This is a genomic window from Gemella sp. zg-570, assembly GCF_018866345.1.
Lineage (GTDB): Bacteria > Bacillota > Bacilli > Staphylococcales > Gemellaceae > Gemelliphila.
The window spans coordinates 1,205,622-1,224,156 of record NZ_CP076443.1; the positions used below are offsets into that span (position 1 = coordinate 1,205,622).

The 18,535-nt window shown below is 27.3% G+C and carries 15 protein-coding genes; 5 read left to right on the forward strand and 10 right to left on the reverse strand.

What is annotated here, in order from left to right; all coding sequences use genetic code 11:
* Positions 1-192 precede the first annotated feature (192 nt).
* Genes KMP11_RS06010 through KMP11_RS06020 form a run of 3 tightly spaced genes read left to right on the forward strand, consistent with a single transcriptional unit; the run spans position 193 to position 3,671 of the window.
* On the forward strand, positions 193-2,067 hold the full coding sequence (locus KMP11_RS06010; RefSeq protein ID WP_216279716.1) for a polysaccharide biosynthesis protein: 1,875 nt from the start codon (positions 193-195) through the stop codon (positions 2,065-2,067).
* A gap of 10 nt (positions 2,068-2,077) precedes the next feature.
* Positions 2,078-3,178, forward strand: coding sequence for a glycosyltransferase (locus KMP11_RS06015; protein WP_216279717.1), 1,101 nt, complete (start codon positions 2,078-2,080; stop codon positions 3,176-3,178).
* A gap of 7 nt (positions 3,179-3,185) precedes the next feature.
* The gene (locus KMP11_RS06020) at positions 3,186-3,671 is read left to right on the forward strand and encodes an aminoacyl-tRNA deacylase (protein WP_216279718.1); all 486 of its coding nucleotides are present in this window, start codon (positions 3,186-3,188) and stop codon (positions 3,669-3,671) included.
* A 1,100-nt stretch (positions 3,672-4,771) separates the two neighbouring features.
* On the opposite strand, the gene KMP11_RS06025 is transcribed toward KMP11_RS06020, so the two are convergent.
* On the reverse strand, positions 4,772-5,287 hold the full coding sequence (locus tag KMP11_RS06025) for a hypothetical protein (RefSeq protein ID WP_216279719.1): 516 nt from the start codon (positions 5,285-5,287) through the stop codon (positions 4,772-4,774).
* 1,507 nt (positions 5,288-6,794) lie between these two features.
* Here KMP11_RS06025 and KMP11_RS06030 point away from each other — a divergent pair.
* The gene (locus KMP11_RS06030; RefSeq protein ID WP_215756787.1) at positions 6,795-7,670 is read left to right on the forward strand and encodes a DMT family transporter; all 876 of its coding nucleotides are present in this window, start codon (positions 6,795-6,797) and stop codon (positions 7,668-7,670) included.
* A gap of 5 nt (positions 7,671-7,675) precedes the next feature.
* Entirely contained in the window at positions 7,676-8,749 is a 1,074-nt protein-coding gene (locus KMP11_RS06035) for an endonuclease/exonuclease/phosphatase family protein (RefSeq protein ID WP_216279720.1), read from the forward strand.
* Between the two features lie 992 nt (positions 8,750-9,741).
* On the opposite strand, the gene KMP11_RS06040 is transcribed toward KMP11_RS06035, so the two are convergent.
* The 9 genes from KMP11_RS06040 to KMP11_RS06075 all read right to left on the reverse strand — a co-directional run bounded on the left by KMP11_RS06040 (position 9,742) and on the right by KMP11_RS06075 (position 18,452).
* The gene (locus KMP11_RS06040; RefSeq protein WP_216279721.1) at positions 9,742-10,086 is read right to left on the reverse strand and encodes a hypothetical protein; all 345 of its coding nucleotides are present in this window, start codon (positions 10,084-10,086) and stop codon (positions 9,742-9,744) included.
* A 20-nt stretch (positions 10,087-10,106) separates the two neighbouring features.
* Positions 10,107-10,418: a hypothetical protein gene (locus tag KMP11_RS06045; protein WP_216279722.1), complete on the reverse strand. Its 312-nt coding sequence runs from the start codon at positions 10,416-10,418 to the stop codon at positions 10,107-10,109.
* Positions 10,419-10,448: 30 nt separating this feature from the next.
* Complete coding sequence (locus tag KMP11_RS06050; RefSeq protein ID WP_371741378.1) at positions 10,449-10,769, reverse strand: EndoU domain-containing protein; 321 nt, start codon at positions 10,767-10,769, stop codon at positions 10,449-10,451.
* The gene (locus tag KMP11_RS07715; protein WP_252344724.1) at positions 10,751-10,945 is read right to left on the reverse strand and encodes a hypothetical protein; all 195 of its coding nucleotides are present in this window, start codon (positions 10,943-10,945) and stop codon (positions 10,751-10,753) included. Before KMP11_RS07715 ends, KMP11_RS06050 begins: the two co-directional genes overlap by 19 nt.
* A complete protein-coding gene (locus tag KMP11_RS06055) occupies positions 10,932-11,609 on the reverse strand; it encodes a DUF4417 domain-containing protein (protein ID WP_216279723.1) in 678 nt (225 codons plus the stop codon). The genes KMP11_RS07715 and KMP11_RS06055 overlap by 14 nt, the downstream gene beginning before the upstream one ends.
* A 131-nt stretch (positions 11,610-11,740) precedes the next feature.
* Positions 11,741-14,734 (reverse strand): type I restriction endonuclease subunit R, encoded by a 2,994-nt coding sequence (locus tag KMP11_RS06060; RefSeq protein WP_216279724.1) that lies wholly within the window; start codon positions 14,732-14,734, stop codon positions 11,741-11,743.
* A gap of 22 nt (positions 14,735-14,756) precedes the next feature.
* The gene (locus KMP11_RS06065; protein ID WP_216279725.1) at positions 14,757-15,092 is read right to left on the reverse strand and encodes a hypothetical protein; all 336 of its coding nucleotides are present in this window, start codon (positions 15,090-15,092) and stop codon (positions 14,757-14,759) included.
* Between the two features lie 31 nt (positions 15,093-15,123).
* Positions 15,124-16,404: a restriction endonuclease subunit S gene (locus KMP11_RS06070; protein WP_216279726.1), complete on the reverse strand. Its 1,281-nt coding sequence runs from the start codon at positions 16,402-16,404 to the stop codon at positions 15,124-15,126.
* Positions 16,401-18,452, reverse strand: a complete 2,052-nt coding sequence (locus KMP11_RS06075) for a type I restriction-modification system subunit M (RefSeq protein ID WP_216279727.1) — start codon at positions 18,450-18,452, stop codon at positions 16,401-16,403. The genes KMP11_RS06070 and KMP11_RS06075 overlap by 4 nt, the downstream gene beginning before the upstream one ends.
* Positions 18,453-18,535: the final 83 nt, after the last annotated feature.

Consider the following 18,535-nt stretch of genomic DNA (forward strand, 5'->3'; position numbering starts at 1 on the left):
TACTTCTTTTAAATCTTATATTTATAAATTCAAATTTTCTTATCTTATTTTTGAAATTAAAAAATATACATTTAAAATTTTAGCTTTCAAAATTAAATTTTAAAATAAATATTAATTACCTAATATATAAATAAGTTTGTAAAGATGGTTACAATATGATAAAATCTTTATATAACACTTTATGGAGCTAGTATGGAGAAAATATTTAATTCAAAAATTTATTCACAGTATAGATTTACAATTATTACAATTTTAGACTTAATGGTTGTTGTATTAGCTACTTGCATAGCCATATTTTTAGATAGATCAATTTATATTCCAGATATGATAAGTTACTATGGAATGAATATTTTATACTTTTTATTCATATCAATTATTGTTTATCTAATTAGTTTCAAGTTGGCAGGTATTAACAAGGCCCTGTGGTCTTATCTCGGCGTAAAAGAAATTATTAATATTTGTATTTCTGTTATTATTGCAGATTTTATTTGTACAATAGCTTATAATTTTATTTTTCCAGAATATTTTTCTAATTTGCGTTTTACATTTTTTGCTCCCTTATTAATTGTTGGGGGTATGATGTTTATGAGAATTTTTTATAAGGCTCTTAATGAAAGTTCACGTTATAAGACTAATACCCTAAGTTATAAAAATACTTTGATTATCGGTGCAGGAGATGCTGGTTATGTTCTACTTAAAGAACTTAATAAAAATAATCGTTTCAAGGCGAATGTGGTGGGGCTAGTAGATGACAATAGAAAAAATTCTACCGTAAATGGAGTTAGTGTTTTAGGTACTACTTATGAATTAGCTAAACTAATAGAAAAATATAATGTTGAATTGGTATTTTTAGCAATACCTTCTATTTCAAAATATGACAAAAATAGAATCCTAAACATCCTAAAAGAATGTAAAAGTATTCAAGTTAAAGTCATGAAATCTGGCTTGTCTCTATTGGAGGGCGAAAAAATTACTAGACACATAGATGATGTTTCCATAGAAGATTTGTTAGGTCGTGGTGTGGCAAATTTATCCCAAGATGAAATCAAGTCATATTTGCGTAAAAAAAATGTTCTTATCACAGGGGCTGGTGGCTCTATCGGAAGTCAACTGGCTCGTGAAATTTTTAATTTTAAACCCAGCAATCTTATCTTATTAGATATTAATGAAAATGCCCTGTATATGCTGGAGCGAAATTTTGATTTTAAAAAATCACATGACGAAAGTTTTTCAGAGGTAAATTATATTTCTGAAATTGCCAGCATTCGTGATAAAAAAGCCCTGTTAGAAGTCTTTGACAAGTATAAACCTGATGTAGTCTTTCATGCGGCCGCCCACAAGCACGTGCCACTCATGGAAAGACGACCTAAGGAGGCTATAAAAAATAATGTTTTTGGAACAAAAAATGTTATGGAGATAGCTATTCAAAAAGAAGTTGAGAGATTTATTATGATTTCTACCGACAAGGCTGTTAATCCAACTAATGCTATGGGGGCATCAAAACGTCTTACAGAAATTATTTTACAGGCTAAGGGTAACAAGTATAAAACTAAGTTTGCAGCAGTTCGTTTTGGTAATGTTTTAGGCTCTAACGGTTCGGTAATACCAATATTTAAAGAGCAAATCAAAAAAGGTGGACCTATAACTATAACTCACCGCAACATAATTCGCTACTTTATGACTATACCAGAAGCATCGCAATTAGTCTTGCAAGCTGGTTATTATGCAAGCAGTGGAGAAATTTTCCTACTCGATATGGGCGAACCTGTAAAAATTATTGACTTGGCTACCAACTTAATCAAACTTTCAGGTTTAGAACCCTACAAAGATATAGAAATAGAAGAAATAGGTTTAAGACCCGGAGAAAAAATGTATGAAGAGTTGTCCCTAGACTATGAAAATAGTGAAAAAACTGCCAACAATATGATTTTTAAAAATACAACTTTGAATATTGATGAAAAAGCATTAAATAGTAAGTTAGAAAAACTTGAAGAAATTGTTAATTCAGGAACAAACGAAGAAATAAGAGATTATTTATTCGAGGTGATTAATTCCTATAGTGGATAGGAGGTAGAAAATGGATAATGATAACAGAAAAACCTTGGTAGTAATACCAGCCTTAAATCCCACAAGTTCATTAATTGACTATGTGGAGGAGTTAATAGATTACGGTTCTTTTGATGTCTTGGTTATAGATGACGGTAGCAAAGCAGAAACAAAAGCAATTTTTAATAGACTTAATATTATGAAAAATTGTAGAGTTTTATCCCATGCCAAAACTTTAGGCAGGGGACGTGCTTTGAAAAACGCCTTTAATTATTTTTTAAATTTACCAAATCTAGATAATTATATCGGTCTAGTTACTTCTGACTCCGACGGTCAACATATAGTAGAAGATGTTGTCAAGGTTGCCTTGGAAATGAAAAAAAATCCTAATAACCTAGTTTTAGGGTCTAGAAATTTTAATGTCTTTAGTCTACCCCAAAAAATAAAATTTGCTAATAAGGTTACAAGTTTAGCCTTTAGAAATTTATATGGCAGAAATATAGCTGATACTCAGACAATTCTAAGAGGGCTACCTAAAAATATGGTTGCCCTTATGATTGATGTAGAGGGCGAACGTTTTGACTATGAAACAAGAATGCTAACTAAGGCTATTGCAGAAGATATTAAAATAACAGAAATTGAAATAGAAACAGTCTTTAATTATTCTAATGTAGAAAAAAATTTCAATCCAATTTTTGACCTTATTAGTATCTGCAAGGTTATTTTACTACCATTTTTAAAATTTTCTCTAGCCAGTCTAAGTGCCTTTCTAGTAGATATTTCTTTATTTAGGGTATTTTTAACGATTTTAGTATTCTTGGGTGTAAAAAAAGGCTATCTATTAATACTGCTAACTACTTTCTTAGCTAGGGCAATTTCATCCTTTATCAATTTCTTAATCAATAAGAATTTAGTTTTTAAACAGGAGAAGAATATCAAGAAAACTATTTATAAGTATTATACTATTTCCCTTTCAAAAATTTTCCTTTCATCATTTCTAGTTTATTTATTGTGGAAGTGGACGTCAGGTTCAGAGACTGTAATAAAAATTATAATAGATACAATTTTATTCTTCCTAAGTTATAGACTACAATATACTTGGGTATTTAAAAATATAAAAAATAAAAAGTAGGTTGTGTATGGCAAAGAAAAAAATCAAAACAAATGCAATGCGTTTTTTAGATGAACATAATATCACTTATAACCATTATGAATTTGATGCAAGTAGTCAAGAAGCTCGCACTGGTTTAGGTGTTGCTAAAATAATTAATAAAGATTATAGGCAGGTATTCAAAACTATTTTGACAACTGACGTCAAGGGGAATAATTTTGTTGCAGTTTTAATGAGTGATGATAATATTGATTTTAAAAAATTAGCCAAAGAGGCTGGGGTAAAAACACTGAGTATGCTACCCCTAAAAGATTTAAAAAATACAACGGGTTATGAAAAGGGGGGTTGTTCTCCCCTTGCCATGAAAAAATCATTTCCAACCTTTGTTGATAAAAAATGTCTTGATGTAGAAACTATTATCGTATCAGCTGGCAAGGTCGGTCATCAGGTAGAAATAAGAGTAGCAGTTTTGGAAAATTTAATTTCGGCAAAAGTTGTTGATATAGCTAAATAAAAAAGGCAGCTTAGCTTTGAACTTTTAAATTCTAGGAGAATTTTTTATGTCAATGCTAAGACTTGCCTTTTTTCTTTTTAAATTTAATGTATAGAGAACATAAAATTATAAAAATACTAGCAATAATTATTAAAAAAGGTATCATTGTTAATAGGTCTATTTCTTTTTTGAATATAAAACTATATGACAATTCTAAGATAATAGCTAGTGTATTGATAAGGAAAGAGTATATAAAAAATTTTTTTATTTTATTCTTCATAATAAGTCCTCTATAAAGAAAAATTTTTAAAATAACTTACACATAAAATTATAAAAATATCTTTGTGTTATTTTTAAAATTATGTTATAATTAAAAGGTAATCTATTTTTAAAATATATAAAGTAAAAAATTCTAAAAAGATGAAATTTAATCGTCTTTTTTATTTTTTTGCTCAAATGTGTATTTTCTAAAAAACATAAGTACAATAAACATTATTGACAATATTATTTTTGTTTTAATGTCATTATATGGTAGTGTCCATAATAATATTAAAGTTGTTAAAATTAGAACTATATAAATTATAGTGTGTAATTTATTCGTAGAAAATCACCTCTTATTTGCTGATTTTTTTAAAAGTTGTAGAAATTAATTTTAAATTTATTTTTTAGAATATAAGTGTGTGGCTAGATGTAAAAAATAATTTTAAAACTATCAAGATTAATTATAACACTAATAATATGGCAAAGATAGACTAGTATTAAAAAGTTTTAAATAAGATTATTTTTTTATTAGTTAGGAAAATAAAATTAAATTGAAAAAAGACGACTATTTATCGTCTTTTATTTTGTTTATAATAATTAGTGTATTTATTAATAATGCTAGTGATAGTAATATATAAAATATTATGTAAATTATTTTTAAAATTTATATAAAGGAATTTATTAACATAGAATGATAGTATAATTATTTATCCTTTTTTAATAGTAAAATTATATACTGACCTACTAATATTATTATAGATAATGCAATTCTATATATTATATTATTAAAAGGAAGTATCCAAACCAATAATATTAAAAATATTAGTATTAAAAATATTAGTATTTTGTTTTTTATATTTTTATCCATGCCATCTTACTTCTGCAATCCCAAAAGGATAATGAACTTTCATATATATCCCACCTGGTACAGGAGTCCAAACTCCTAGTATTTGCAATGCTACCAGTATTCTAGCACTAGAAATAAATACACCGGCAATTATTGTTCCTGTAGCAACTGCTTTATTTAATGTTGTTTTAGATAACCATATATCCATTCCCCACCAATAAAAATCAATAGCGTCTATACCTTCAGCATAACGAAGATAAGCTCCCTCTTTTAAATTTGGGGTAGATGTAACTTTTACTTTTTTAGATAAATATTTTATTTGCTCATTATCAGATATAATAAGATTATTTAATCTTTTATTTGTTTCTGAAATTTTTGATTCTAAAAAATTAAGTTCTTCCAAAGATAAATTTTTATCTTTATCAAATTCGAAAATTTTTTTATCTTTATTAAATTTAACGTATTTATCTAGTTTTTTAATGATATAATTTTCATCTATTGATGACGGTAATTTCTCAGCCTTAGCCACATTATTATAATTGCTAACTAAAGCAGAAATAGGTGTAACTAATAGACTTGAAGCTAAAATTGCCGATAAAAATTTTTTGTGTTTCCTAATTTTTATTCCCTCCTTTATTTTTTATTTAATATATTTATTTGCAAGAAAATATATTTTAAAATATTTTACTACTAAGATATATCTTACACCTTAATCATAGCATATAAAACATTATAAAACAAGGAAAAAAAGACTGAAAAACACTTCTATATTCATGAAAAACAGCACTCTGTTTAATTAAGATAAAGACTTAAATAATACAGGAAAATTAACATCAGATTATAAAATTTTCATGACTATTAAATTAAATCAAAATTATATAGTACACTTTTCAAATTAAACTGTATTAATTAAAAAATTTTTTAGTTTAGATATTTAGGGAGTTAAAAATATTTTTCATTAAAAAAGACGACTACTTGTCGTCTTTTTTTCTTTTTTTTATATATATAAGTATTTTTATAAATGTATATATCCCTAATATATAAAACAAAACTTGGATATAAAAATACAACACCCCTAAAAATAAAGTTATATTATTCATCATATTTCCCTCATTTATTTTTTATTTAATATATTTATTTGCAAGAAAATATATTTTAAAATTATTTTTTACTAAGATATATCTTACACCTTAATCATAGCATATAAAACATTATAAAACAAGGGAAAAAAGACTGAAAAACACTTCTATATTCATGAAAAACAAGCATCTGTTTAATTAAGATAAAAACTTAAATAATACAGGAAAATTAACATTAGATTATAAAGTTTTCATGACTATTAAATTAAAGCAAAATTATATAGTACACTTTTCAAATTAAACTGTATTAATTAAAAAATTTTTTAGTTTATATCTTTATAATAGTTAAAAGTTTTACAAATAAAATTATTTTTATATGCTAGTTAGTATAAAAAATAAGAGCCTCTTAGTCATTGTTTTTGTATGCTTTTATAATATTTTTTAATTTATTTATTATAAGAATTGTACCTAGTATAATATAGAATATAGATGATATTTTTTTAATAAGTATAATCCCTATAAAAAATTATTTATTATAAATACTATATTCAATAAAATTAAGATATAGAAAATTAATTTTTTAGTCAAAGCAAGCTCCAAGATCCTCCCCTTATGAATAAATTATTAATATTTTAAATAGTCTACTACTTCTATTTATCTTTTATATAGCATATAAAATATTATATTAAAGAATATATGGCATTATAAACTAGGATTTGATTTCAAAAATATGAAAATTTTTAATATATGTTTATTTTTCATTGCTCAAAAAGATGAAAATATTAATTTTAATATAAAAACGATTATTTAATAGTCTTTTTATAAAGTATTTATAAAATTAATATAAATTTTTCTAAAATATTATTATATAATTTTAAAAATTTTACCTTAATTTTTCCTAGATAAAAAAAATATAAAATGTTATAATAGCCTTTAGAAAAAATTTAGGAGCTGTTTATGCGAAAATTTATTTCAAAAATTTTATTACTTGTAGTTACGATAATTTGGGGTATGGCCTTTGTTTGGCAAAATATTGCAAGTAAGGTGCTAGGCGGTTTTACGATTGTAGGACTAAGAGCCTTGATTGCCCTCTTATTTTTAATTTTAGTAGTTGTCATCTTGCCAGACTTGTACAGAAGTCAAAATCCTAAAATTAAAATAGCAAGTTTTAAAAATCAAAATCTAATTTTATCTCTAGCTTGCGGTTTGGCTTTATTTTTTGCCATGTGCATTCAGCAGTTGGGAATAGCCCACACTACGGCTAGCAAGGCAGGTTTTATATCAGTTCTGTATATTTGCATAGTACCCATCATAGGAATTTTTTTAGGGCATAAAATTAATAAATATTTTCTAATAGGTTTGGTCATGTCGGTTGTGGGGCTGTATCTTTTATCTATTAAGGGAGATTTCACTTTAGAATACGGGGATTTATTAGTTTTGATTAGTGCCTTTTTATTCGCTGTTCATATCCTTATTATTGACTATTCAGCAGTGAGAGTAAATTCTATGTTTTTATCAATAGGCCAATTAATTGTTGTTGCTATCCTAAGTCTAATAACAGGATATTTTTTAGAAGGTTTTGTAATGGCTGATATTATATTGGTACTACCGCATCTTTTAGCCCTGGGAACTTTATCAAGTGGTGTAGCCTACACCTTGCAGATAATAGGGCAAAGAGAAATACCAGCCCACACAGCCTCATTAATTATGAGTTTAGAATCTGTTGTTGCCGCACTCGGTGGTGTTTTTATACTGGGTGAAGTTCTTACGACAAAAGAAATTATTGGAATGCTATTAGTATTAATTGGAATAATTATTTCTCAAAAGAGGTGATATATATGAAAAAATTTTTAAAGATACTTTTTTTTATATTTTTAAGTTTATTAATTTTATTAGCTGGTGGCGTAGGCTATTTAACCTTAACAGAATACAAACCTGCTGATGTAGAAAAAATTACTTTAGCAGGTAGGAGTGAAGAAAAATTTTCCTTGAACAGAGAATACAAGGTCTTAGACTGGAATATTGGTTTTGCTGGTCTTGATAAGGACGAAGATTTTTTTATGGACGGTGGCACAAATTCTTTGCCCATAGACAAGGCTCACGTAGAAAATAATTTAGAAAAAATAAAAAATTTAACCATAAAAGAAAATCCTGACCTGGTATTTTTCCAAGAGGTTGATGAAAATTCTAAACGTAGTTTTGGCATTAACCAAGTAGACTACTTTAATAAAAATTTACAAGGTACGGCTGCTTTTGCCTATAATTATAAGGTCAAGTATGTTCCCTATCCCTTCCCACCCCTAGGAAAAATTAACAGTGGAATTTATACAAATTCTAAATATAGCCTAGAAAATTCAACTAGGTATCAACTACCAGTTCCCTTTAGCTATCCAGTAAGAGTAGCAAATCTAAAGCGAGCTTTTACTGCTTCTTATGCCAAGATTGAAGGTAGTGATAAAAACTTAGTTTTAATAAATGTACACTTTGAAGCCTATGACAGTGATAATGAGGGTAAGCTAGCCCAAACAAAAAAAGTTTTTGAATTTTTAGAACAAGAATATGCTAAGGGCAACTATATTATTTTAGGGGCAGACTTTAACCAAGCCCTGAACGATATTACAGAAGAAGAATTAAATTCCATACCCGAAAATTTATGGCGACCTAAAAAATTTGATTTAGAAGGCCTAAGTAAAAATTTCAAATTATATTACGATAAAACTAAGCCAACAGCAAGATTATTAAATCAAGCCTACAATAAAAATAATAAGGGAACTTATACCTATACAATAGACGGGTTTATAGTAAGTAATAATGTAAAAGTAAAATCTGTTCAAACTATTGATGAAGATTTTCAAAATAGCGACCACAATCCAGTAGTATTAAAATTTGAATTAGAAAATCAGGCTAGATAAATTATTTTTATCTGATCTTATAAAAATTAATTATATTTAAAATAAAATCACTATTTATAGTGGTTTTATTTTTTAATATTTATGTAGATTTGATAAAATTTAAAAGTAAATTGCAAAGATTGATAGAAATTTAGTTTTTTATTATAATATAACAATATATGTAGTAATAAAATTAAGAATAGATCACTAGCTAGTCTTGTAAAATTTAAAATTAATTTAGTTATAAATTTTATATAAATCTTAAGGCTAAATATTTTATAATTAAAAATACACAAAAGATGTTTAGTTAATTGAATTATAATTTATAACAAGCTTTTGCTTTTGTAAATAAGGAGGTAATTCTAAAAATGAATAAGAGATATAATAGTATATAACTTTTTGCAGGAGCAGGAGGTTTGGCTTTAGGTTTGGAACAAGCAGGATTTTAGCATATTGGCTTAGTATAGTATGAAAAAAATTATTTTCTAGTTTTTTATTTCATTACTATTTGGTTTAATCTTTTCATTATGTTTTATATTATCTTCAAGCATACTGATCTCCTTTTGTACCCTAATTTTAAAATTCTATATTTTAGTTAAATTGTTTTAATATTAAAATAATATTAAAAAGTAATAATCTTATTTTATCATTTTTAAATTTTTTTCATATTAATTATAAGATGTTTAATGAAAAAATTTTTAAATAAAAATAAGCTAGCCTTACTAACTAGGTTATTAATAATTTGAAATTTTAAAATAAAGTGATTAAAAATATTTATGTTTTACTACCGCTCGATTTTTGAATTTATTTCTTATAAATTCAGTAGTATTAATTATATATTCCGTTAATATTTCGACTTTTCTTCCAAAATTCAACATAGTAAAAATCTTCTTTGTCAAGTCTTTGTTCTATTATTTCTTTTATTTTGCCTTCAATCATTATTTTTTACCACTATAAAAATTAATATTTTACTTTTTCTTTTTATATAAAATGTCTATAACTATTTTATATAATTATTTTTCTTCTAAGCTATCTTTTACAATTTCTTCAGCATCGGCAATAAAAGATATTATATTCCATTTTTTAGTTTCTTCGGGGTATTTTTCTGCAAGAAATTTATATGCATCAATAAATTCATATGATGGTTTTTCTTGAGAAATATCATCAGAAATCTCGGATAATGTTCCATATTCATCTCCACTCATTTCTATCTTCATATACTCAATAAATTCCTTAAAAGAATCATCATTCTCTAAAATCATTAATTTCATTTCATTCCATATTTTTTCTATTTTATAATCCCAATCTGTATTTTCTCTTTCTTTTGCAAGTTCTTTGAATTTATCTTTATCAAACATTTTATTTCCTCCATGAAACACTATATTAAGTGTCCTTTCGCATATTCAACTTCCTTTAATATTTCTTTTCGATTATTTTCATCAATCACTCTATTAGCTCTTTCTAATATTACTTGTAATAATTCTTTACTTTTTGTTTTTTCAATAATATCCTCAAAAACTTCGCTCATCCAAAACAAGGTATAATCATCACATTTATTTTTTACAAATTCTATGGTCTCATTTATATCTTCTGTTAAAATTTCAACTTCTTTTTTCCAACATTCAACATAGTAAAAATGTTCTTCGTCAAGTCTTTGTTCTAGTATTTCTTTTATTTTAGTTTCAATCATTATTTTTCTCCTCTTAAATTTAATAAATTATTATTTCTTGTTAGTTCTTTTAATAGGTTGTTTGTTATCAGAAAAAATAGTAGATACTTTACCGTTGGTTCTCTTCACAACAACTCTAACACCTTTCCACATCCCATACATATTATGACCATCTTTAACCTTCTTATTACTCTTTAAAGCTGCTACATGTTCTCCAGCTTTTTGTATATCTTTAGCTGCCCACGACTTTGGAAACCATGTTTGCCCGTTATTTTTACTTTTGTCTTTTTTCTTATGGCCTTCTACATTTCCAACTCTAACACCATTTGGATAAGTCTTTACTATATTATACTTTATTCCATATTTTTTAATAGTTTAATGTTATCTTCACCGTGTCCTCCACTTGCCATTCTAAAAGGACTTTTCTTTGGATTAGGACTATTTATATTCTTAAATGTCCCCTCATTAGAATGTACTAAGGCATAATCACTAACTTTTCGCCTGCTTCCTTTTGTATTTAAATATAAACCACTTCTACTTGTTCCCATTCACTTTTCCTTGCTTCATTCTTGATGTCCAGCATTCAAAATTTATAAATTCAACATCCTTGTAAAAATCTTTAAAAACATATTCTGGTCTTGTTCCATTTACAATAATTTGTTTAGGTTTTAATCTTTTAATCATCTCTTTTAAACCTTTCTTAAATCTATTTTTTTCTTCCAAACTTCTAATACAAGCAACTGTGCTTATTGCATATACCGACTCTTTTTCTAATCCTAAAAATGCAAACTCAAAAGTCCTTTCATCACCCCATCTAACATTCGGAATGACTTTTATACCCTTGCTTTGAAAATAATAACCAACTGCTCTATTTAAATAAACATTTGTCAGCTGTAAACATAAAGACATGTCAATATACAATGAAAAATCTGGAGAAATAATTCCTCCGAAATCACTAAGCAGATGAAAATATTTATCTATATCTGATAAAATTCTCCTAAAAGTAAGATCGTGCATATAAAAATGTACAAACACTTTTTTCCTATCTTCTTCAGATATTTTCTTGACTTTATCAAAAGGAACAATATCCTTCGGAATCTCTATTAAATCTTTTTTAATTATAGGAATTTCCCATCTACCATGAAATTCAGCACCATTTACTAGATATGCTACAAAACCATCATCGACTACTGTCTTAGCTATAATAATCACCTTCCTTTTATAAAATTACTTTTAAGCTAATTTCCAGTAATATAATTAAAAAATATAAAAGCATCTTAGCTTTTTTCTAACTTGTCAATTTAATTTTAGGTATACCAATTTTGGTACACCTAAAATTTTAATTATTGTCTAGCTACTTCTTTTTTTATAGCATCATAAGTTGCATTAAAGACTAAATCTATTAACCAAGTATTAAATGATTGATTTAAATAATTCTTCTTTCCCTCGTGAAATGCTTTATAAATTTCTACATTTGAAGTTACTCTTCCTGAAATAATTTCATTTATTATTTTAGAAAGTTCATCTTTAGCATTTTGTTCATCAGAACCCCTAATAGCATTCCTATATTTTTCATATTCTTTTACTTCTTCTTGAATTTCTTTAATATCATCAATAACCCTATCAGTATTTGTAAATTCGACTGATCCCCAAACTTTATGAAATTCATCTAATATATTAGACAACTTATCCAAGTCTGGAACAGGAATACCTACAGCCGTTTGTACGGGAAGTGGTTTTAATTCTGAATCGGCATTAGTTAAATAAATGCTTGTATTTTCTTTAACCTGTAACCTATAACTATCCAAATCTATATTTGAATATAATTCGTAAGAAAAGTCTTCAGTTTTAACTTTGGGCAATTTTGCTAGAAGATTTGTTAAAAATATTCCTAATTTTTCCCAATAGGTCTTACTATCTTCCATCAAGACTGATAAAAAATTATATGTTCTTACGAAGCTTTTAGCACTACTCTTAAATTCAATTCTGTCATCTAAGTCTAGTTCTTTAAATTTTTCTACACAAGTATCAATAATTTTATCAATTTTACTTCTATAATCTTCTTTTAAGAATATTTCAATAAACTCATTTACACTTTCTTCATTATATATTTCAAATTCATCTAGCCTATCTGTTAAATCATTAAGTTTATTAATATCAGTTTCCCCGGATAATATTGTCCCTTTGTAATAAGTATCAAAAGCTTTAGCTATATCTTCTGACTTGTTGGCAAAATCAAGTACAAAAACTTCTGATTTCCCAGGATAAAATCTATTTAGTCTAGACAAGGTTTGTACGGCTTTTACATCGGTAAGTATCTTATCCACGTACATAGTTTGTAATAGGGGTTCATCATAACCAGTTTGAAACTTATTTGCAACTACTAAAATTCTGTAAGGATCAAGCTTAAATTTTGACTCTATCTCGTTACTTGCAAAACCGTTAATTCCACTTTCTGTTAAAATTTTTCCTCCGTATTCTTTTTCTCCAGAAAATGCAATAACAGCCTTATAAGGACTTTTTCTTTTTTTCATTTCTGAGTCAATTGCATAATAGTATTCTATTGCTCTTTTAATATCCTTAGCTACAAGCATAGCTCTTGCTAGCCCGCCCATTTTTTTACAAACTACATTGTGAAAATGATCAACAATAACTGTTGCTTTTTTACTTATAGCATATTCATTAGATTCCACAAATGTTCTCAATAATTTTTGTGATTTCTTTTTATCAAATTCTGGGTCGTCTTCAGATGTTTTTATTATCTTATAATAACTACTATAGGTCGTATAATTCTTCAACACATCTAAAATATAGCCTTCTTCAATAGCCTGTTTCATTGTATATGTATAATGAGCTGTAAAACTTCTTGTGCCATCTTCATTTAATATAGGATTACCTAAGTAATCTGTCATAGGTTTTCCAAATAATTCTAAAGTCTTATTTTTTGGCGTTGCTGTAAATGCATAATAGCTTGCATTGCTAGCCATTTTTTTACCTTCAATCAAGGCTATAATTTTATCTTCAATATCTTCACTTTCTTCTTCAGTTCCAGATAAAACAATATTCATTTTTGATGCAAGACTTCCATTCTGACTTGAATGTGCTTCGTCAATGATAATAGCAAATTTCTTAGTTTTTAAATCACTGCTGATTGTATCGAGTAAAAATTGGAATTTATGCACAATTGTAATGATAACAGCTGTACCTTTCTCAAGTAAATTTCTTAATGTTTTAGAATCTTTTGCCCAACCTACCGTACTCGAAACTTCCATAAACTGTTTAATTGTATTTCTTATTTGCTTATCCAAATTTACCCTATCTGTAACAACGATAATAGAATCAAAAACTTTTTTATCTTCATCGTTTCTAAGTTCTGTTAATTGGTGGGCAAGCCAGGCGATAGAGTTAGATTTTCCGCTACCTGCACTGTGTTGAATTAAGTATCTTTTCCCTACTCCGTCTTTCTTGCTATCTTCAAGTAAGTTCATCACCAAATACAATTGATGGTATCTTGGAAAAATTTGTTTTTGTTTTTTAGTTTTAGTTTTAGAATTAACTTCATCAACAATCTGTACAAATCTTTCTGTGATAATTGATAAAATATTTTTAGTAAGAATTTCTTTCCATAGGTAATCAGTTTTTAAACCATTTGGATTTACGGGGTTACCTGCTCCACCATCATTACCCTTATTAAAGGGTAAAAAGATTGATTTTTTATCATCTAATTTACTACACATCCAAACTTCGCTATCACAAACTGCAAAATGTGCAAAACATTTTTTAAATCTGAACAAAATTTCTTTACTTGATCTATCATTTTTATACTGTTCTATGGCATTTCTATAGTTTTGGTGGGTATAGCTATTTTTTAATTCAAAGGTCATAATAGGCAGACCGTTAATAAACACTGCCATATCCAAGGCTTTTTTAGAAACTTCTTCTGTGTAGGCTAATTGTCTACTTACACTAAAAATATTTTTAAAATACATTTGCTTAGCATTTTCGTTATAAACGCTTGGAAGTGGCATATATAAATCAAAATGAAGATGCTTATATTTCATACCCTTTCTTAAAAGAAGAGCTGTCCCTTTATCTAAAATTTGATTAGATAATCTGGCTAAAAAATTTTCTTTTTCGATACTACCATCTTTAATAGCAAGTGCTTCTAATTTTTCCTTTTGAGTTTCTTTTAAAAATCTAAAAAGTCTAGTTAAATCGAGGGCGTATTTTCTGTCGTAGTCAAAATTACTACCTTCTTCAAAGTCATTAACATTTCTTAAATGATTTACTATTAAAGTTTCTAAGCCTTTTTCGCTTAAATCCATAGTTGACTTCATAAATCATTCTCCTTTCATAAAATTATAAATTTCTTATTCTCTGAGTTTCTCTATCATCTATTTCAAAACTTCCGTCATTTATTTCATTTAATCTTGATATTAATTTTTCAAATAGAGCAAGCATTTTTTCTTTATCTTTTTTTTCTTGTTCAAAATCAAACATATCATCTATATCTTTATCTAAATGGTAGTATGATGAAAACAAATCTTGTATTTCTTGATGTAATTTCATTATTTCTTTATCATTTTTTATTATATCAATTCCATAATCATATGTTTTTGTTTTTTCATCATAATAGCACCACCAAATAGGGCCTGCCCAAATATCAAGCATTATTCTTACTTCTTTTTTCTCCATTATTTTACATCTCCTTTAGGGTATATAGAAATTATCTATTATTCCTATATTTTTCTGGTATTTTTATATCTCTAACATCTATTTTTCCTGTAACTACATCAGAAATTAAACTTTGTTTTAGTTCTTGTAGATTTTGAATTTGACTTTCTAAATAAGCTAATAAGTTATCAAATTTATTTTCTATATTTTTAATTTTTATAACTACTTTTTCTTGAGTATGAATATCTGGATAAAAAAATTCAAAATTATAAAAATCTCTTTGATATAGGTGAATTATTGTAGCCACACCTAAATTTAAATTATTAAACCATTCTTTGAATATATCACTTTTTAATACATAATAAAGATATTCTTTAGTAACAATAGTGTCTTTAAAAAATTCTATTTTCATAATTCCTGAATTAAGTGTAGCTTTTTCTTTTAAATTTTTAACAAGTGCCAATTTCCCCACTGTTCCAGCTTTTGTTATCAATAAATCATCATTTTTTATCTGAATATTTTTATTTTGTTCCCACCTGAAATAAGGAACTCGGACACAAGTTTCATAATTTATTTCTCCATTTTTAAAATCAGTTCCAGTAATAAGTAATATTCCCTTATCACTGTATTCACCCGAATTTAAGCCTTGCCAACCAATTCTTCCAAATAAATTGCAAAAATATTTTATTTTAATCTTATTTCCATTTTCTACTTTTATTAATTTATTTATTAGTCTATTTTTTAATTTTTCAATTTTTTTTATCTTCCTCTTCTCCAGCCCCACCAACCTATCAATTTCACCTATCTTCCAATCAAGAAAGTTAGCTATTTGGCTTTGTTCAGATAGGGGGGGAGTTAAAGTAACATAATTTAATAAAGTTTCATTTGTTAGTGTCCATCTATTATCTTTAGACACTCCTTTACCTACTGATTGTAAAGCTAATGAAGTGTATTGTGCTTTAAACCAATAATCATAATATTTTTTATTTAATTTAACTTTATTTCTTAAATTTATATATGCTGGGCTAATAACTCCCTCTATATAAGAAATATTACAATTAGCCCCACTGTATAAATCCATTGGATTTAAAAGTAAATCTCCTTTTTCAACTTTATTGTAATTTGAATAATCAACAGCTATTTGTCCTTTATTATTTGAAATATCCCTTACCTTTACCTTATCCCTTGCTAATGATAAAATAACTGGATTTTCTTTAGTTGATAAATCTTTACTGATATAAAATAATCTTTTAATTTTTTCTGTTCCCCAATGCTCTGGTACTTCTCTTAACCAGGGCAAATTTACTTGCTTATACTTTTTATATCTTTTCATCTAATCCCCTCCAAGATAGATGAAAGTAATCCCTTAGTATTCTTTTCTATTTCTTCAATATCTTTAATAATTTCATCAATATTTCTTAATTCTTTAGGCTTATAAAAATACTTAGTAAAACTTATTTCATAGCCTATTTGTTTTGATTTCATATCAAAAAAGGCATCTTTCTTATATGGCAGTATTTCATTTTCAAGATAGGCTTCAATCCCCCCTTCATAATTAAGGGGAATTATTTCACTATCTTTCAGCTCTTTATTACTTTCTGGATTTCCCTTACTATCAAGGACTATTTCACCATCTTCACTTACCTGTGTCAATAAATCACGAATAAGCCTTTTAGCCTTTGCTGGCAACTTAAGTTTAGAACTTTTAACTTCTTCTTCTACTAATTGCATAAAGTTGTTAAAGCTAGAACTTTCTATTTCTAATACTTTTACTACAATTTCATATAAGGACTTGTCAAAATCTTTTAAGCTATTTAGGGCTTCATCACTAACAAGCATTTTAAGTCTTAATGGCACAAGTACATCTATGGCAATATGACCAAAGTCCTTATTATCAAAGACAAGGCTTTTTTCCTTATCAGCCTTATCAAAATCCAGATAAAGTTTAACTATTTCTTTTCTAATATCTCCTGGAATTTCACAATTTTTACTTCCAAGATTTTTTCTTAAGGCTTCTTTCATATTTCTTGCATCAATTAGCTGGACTTTGCCCTTTCTCCTATCTTCTTTTTTATTGGATAAAATCCAAAGATATGTTCCGATACCCGTATTGTAGAAAAGATTTTCTGGTAATGCGACTATAGCTTCTAGTAAGTCTTGTTCAAAAATATATCTTCTTAAATTACTTGCCCCCTGTCCTGCCCTTCCTGTAAATAAGGAAGAACCGTTGTGAACTTCTACAATCCTACTTCCAAGCCTGGTTTCTGTTTTCATCTTACTAATATTATTGGCTAAAAATAACATTTGGGGGTCTCCTATATCAGGCAGGAATGAAAAACTTGGATTTTCATCATAGTTAATAACAAATCTACTGTCTATTATTTCTTCTTTTTTATTAACTCCGTATGTTTTTAAGTCTGACCTCCAGGCAGTCCCAAAGGGGGGATTAGATAGCATAAAGTCAAAAGTTTCTCCTGCAAACCTATCTTGTGATATTGTAGAACCGAATCGGATATTATCAGCCTGTATACCCTCACCCTTTACCAGCATATCCGCCTTGGCAATGGCATAGGTTTCATCAGAGTTTTCCTGACCGAATAAGTTTATATTAACATTTTTGTCTATCTTCCTAGCAAGTTCTAATATTCTTTGTTCTCCCACTGTCAGCATACCACCAGTACCTGCTGCCCCGTCGTATATTCTATAGGATGTTGAGTCGATTTTATCTTGAATAGGGATAAAGGCTAAGTCGGCAATAAGTTCTACTATATCTCTTGGTGTAAAGTGTCTTCCAGCATCTGTTACATTGGTTTCTTCATTGAACATTCTTATTACTTCTTCAAATAGGGTTCCCATGGAATGATTGTCTAGGGCTTCAATTTTTACTGTGCCGTCTTCATTTAAAACGGGTTTGTTGTTAAAGTTGTATTTTGGATCTACAAATTTTTCTATGAGCATGCCCAGCCTATCTTGCTGAGATAATCTTTCAATTTCATTTCTTATATGAAATTTATCAATGATTACTTGAACATTTGATGAAAAGCCATCTAAGTAGGCTATAAAGTCGTCTTTTAGTGTTTTGCTTCTGCTAACTCCTTTTAGGTCTTTTAGGGTGAAGTCTGCCTTATTTACAAAGTTTTGCCCTGCAACTTGAAATAGGGCTGCATCCATATTGTCTTTTACGCCTAAGTTAATTAGTTCTTTTTTCTTTTTTATTACTTCTTCGTGTTTTTCTTCTAAGACTGCGTCTAGTCTTCTTATTACAAACATAGGTAGTATTATCTTTCGGTAATCTCCTAGGTCGTATACATCTACTAAACAGTCATTTGCTATCCCCCAAATAAATGATTTTAGGGCGTTATATGTTACGTTACTTAACATGTGTTTTCCTCTGCTTTCTTTATGTTTTTAAATTTTTTAATCTATAAATCATGGTTTGATTACTGACAGAATTTTTTGTTACT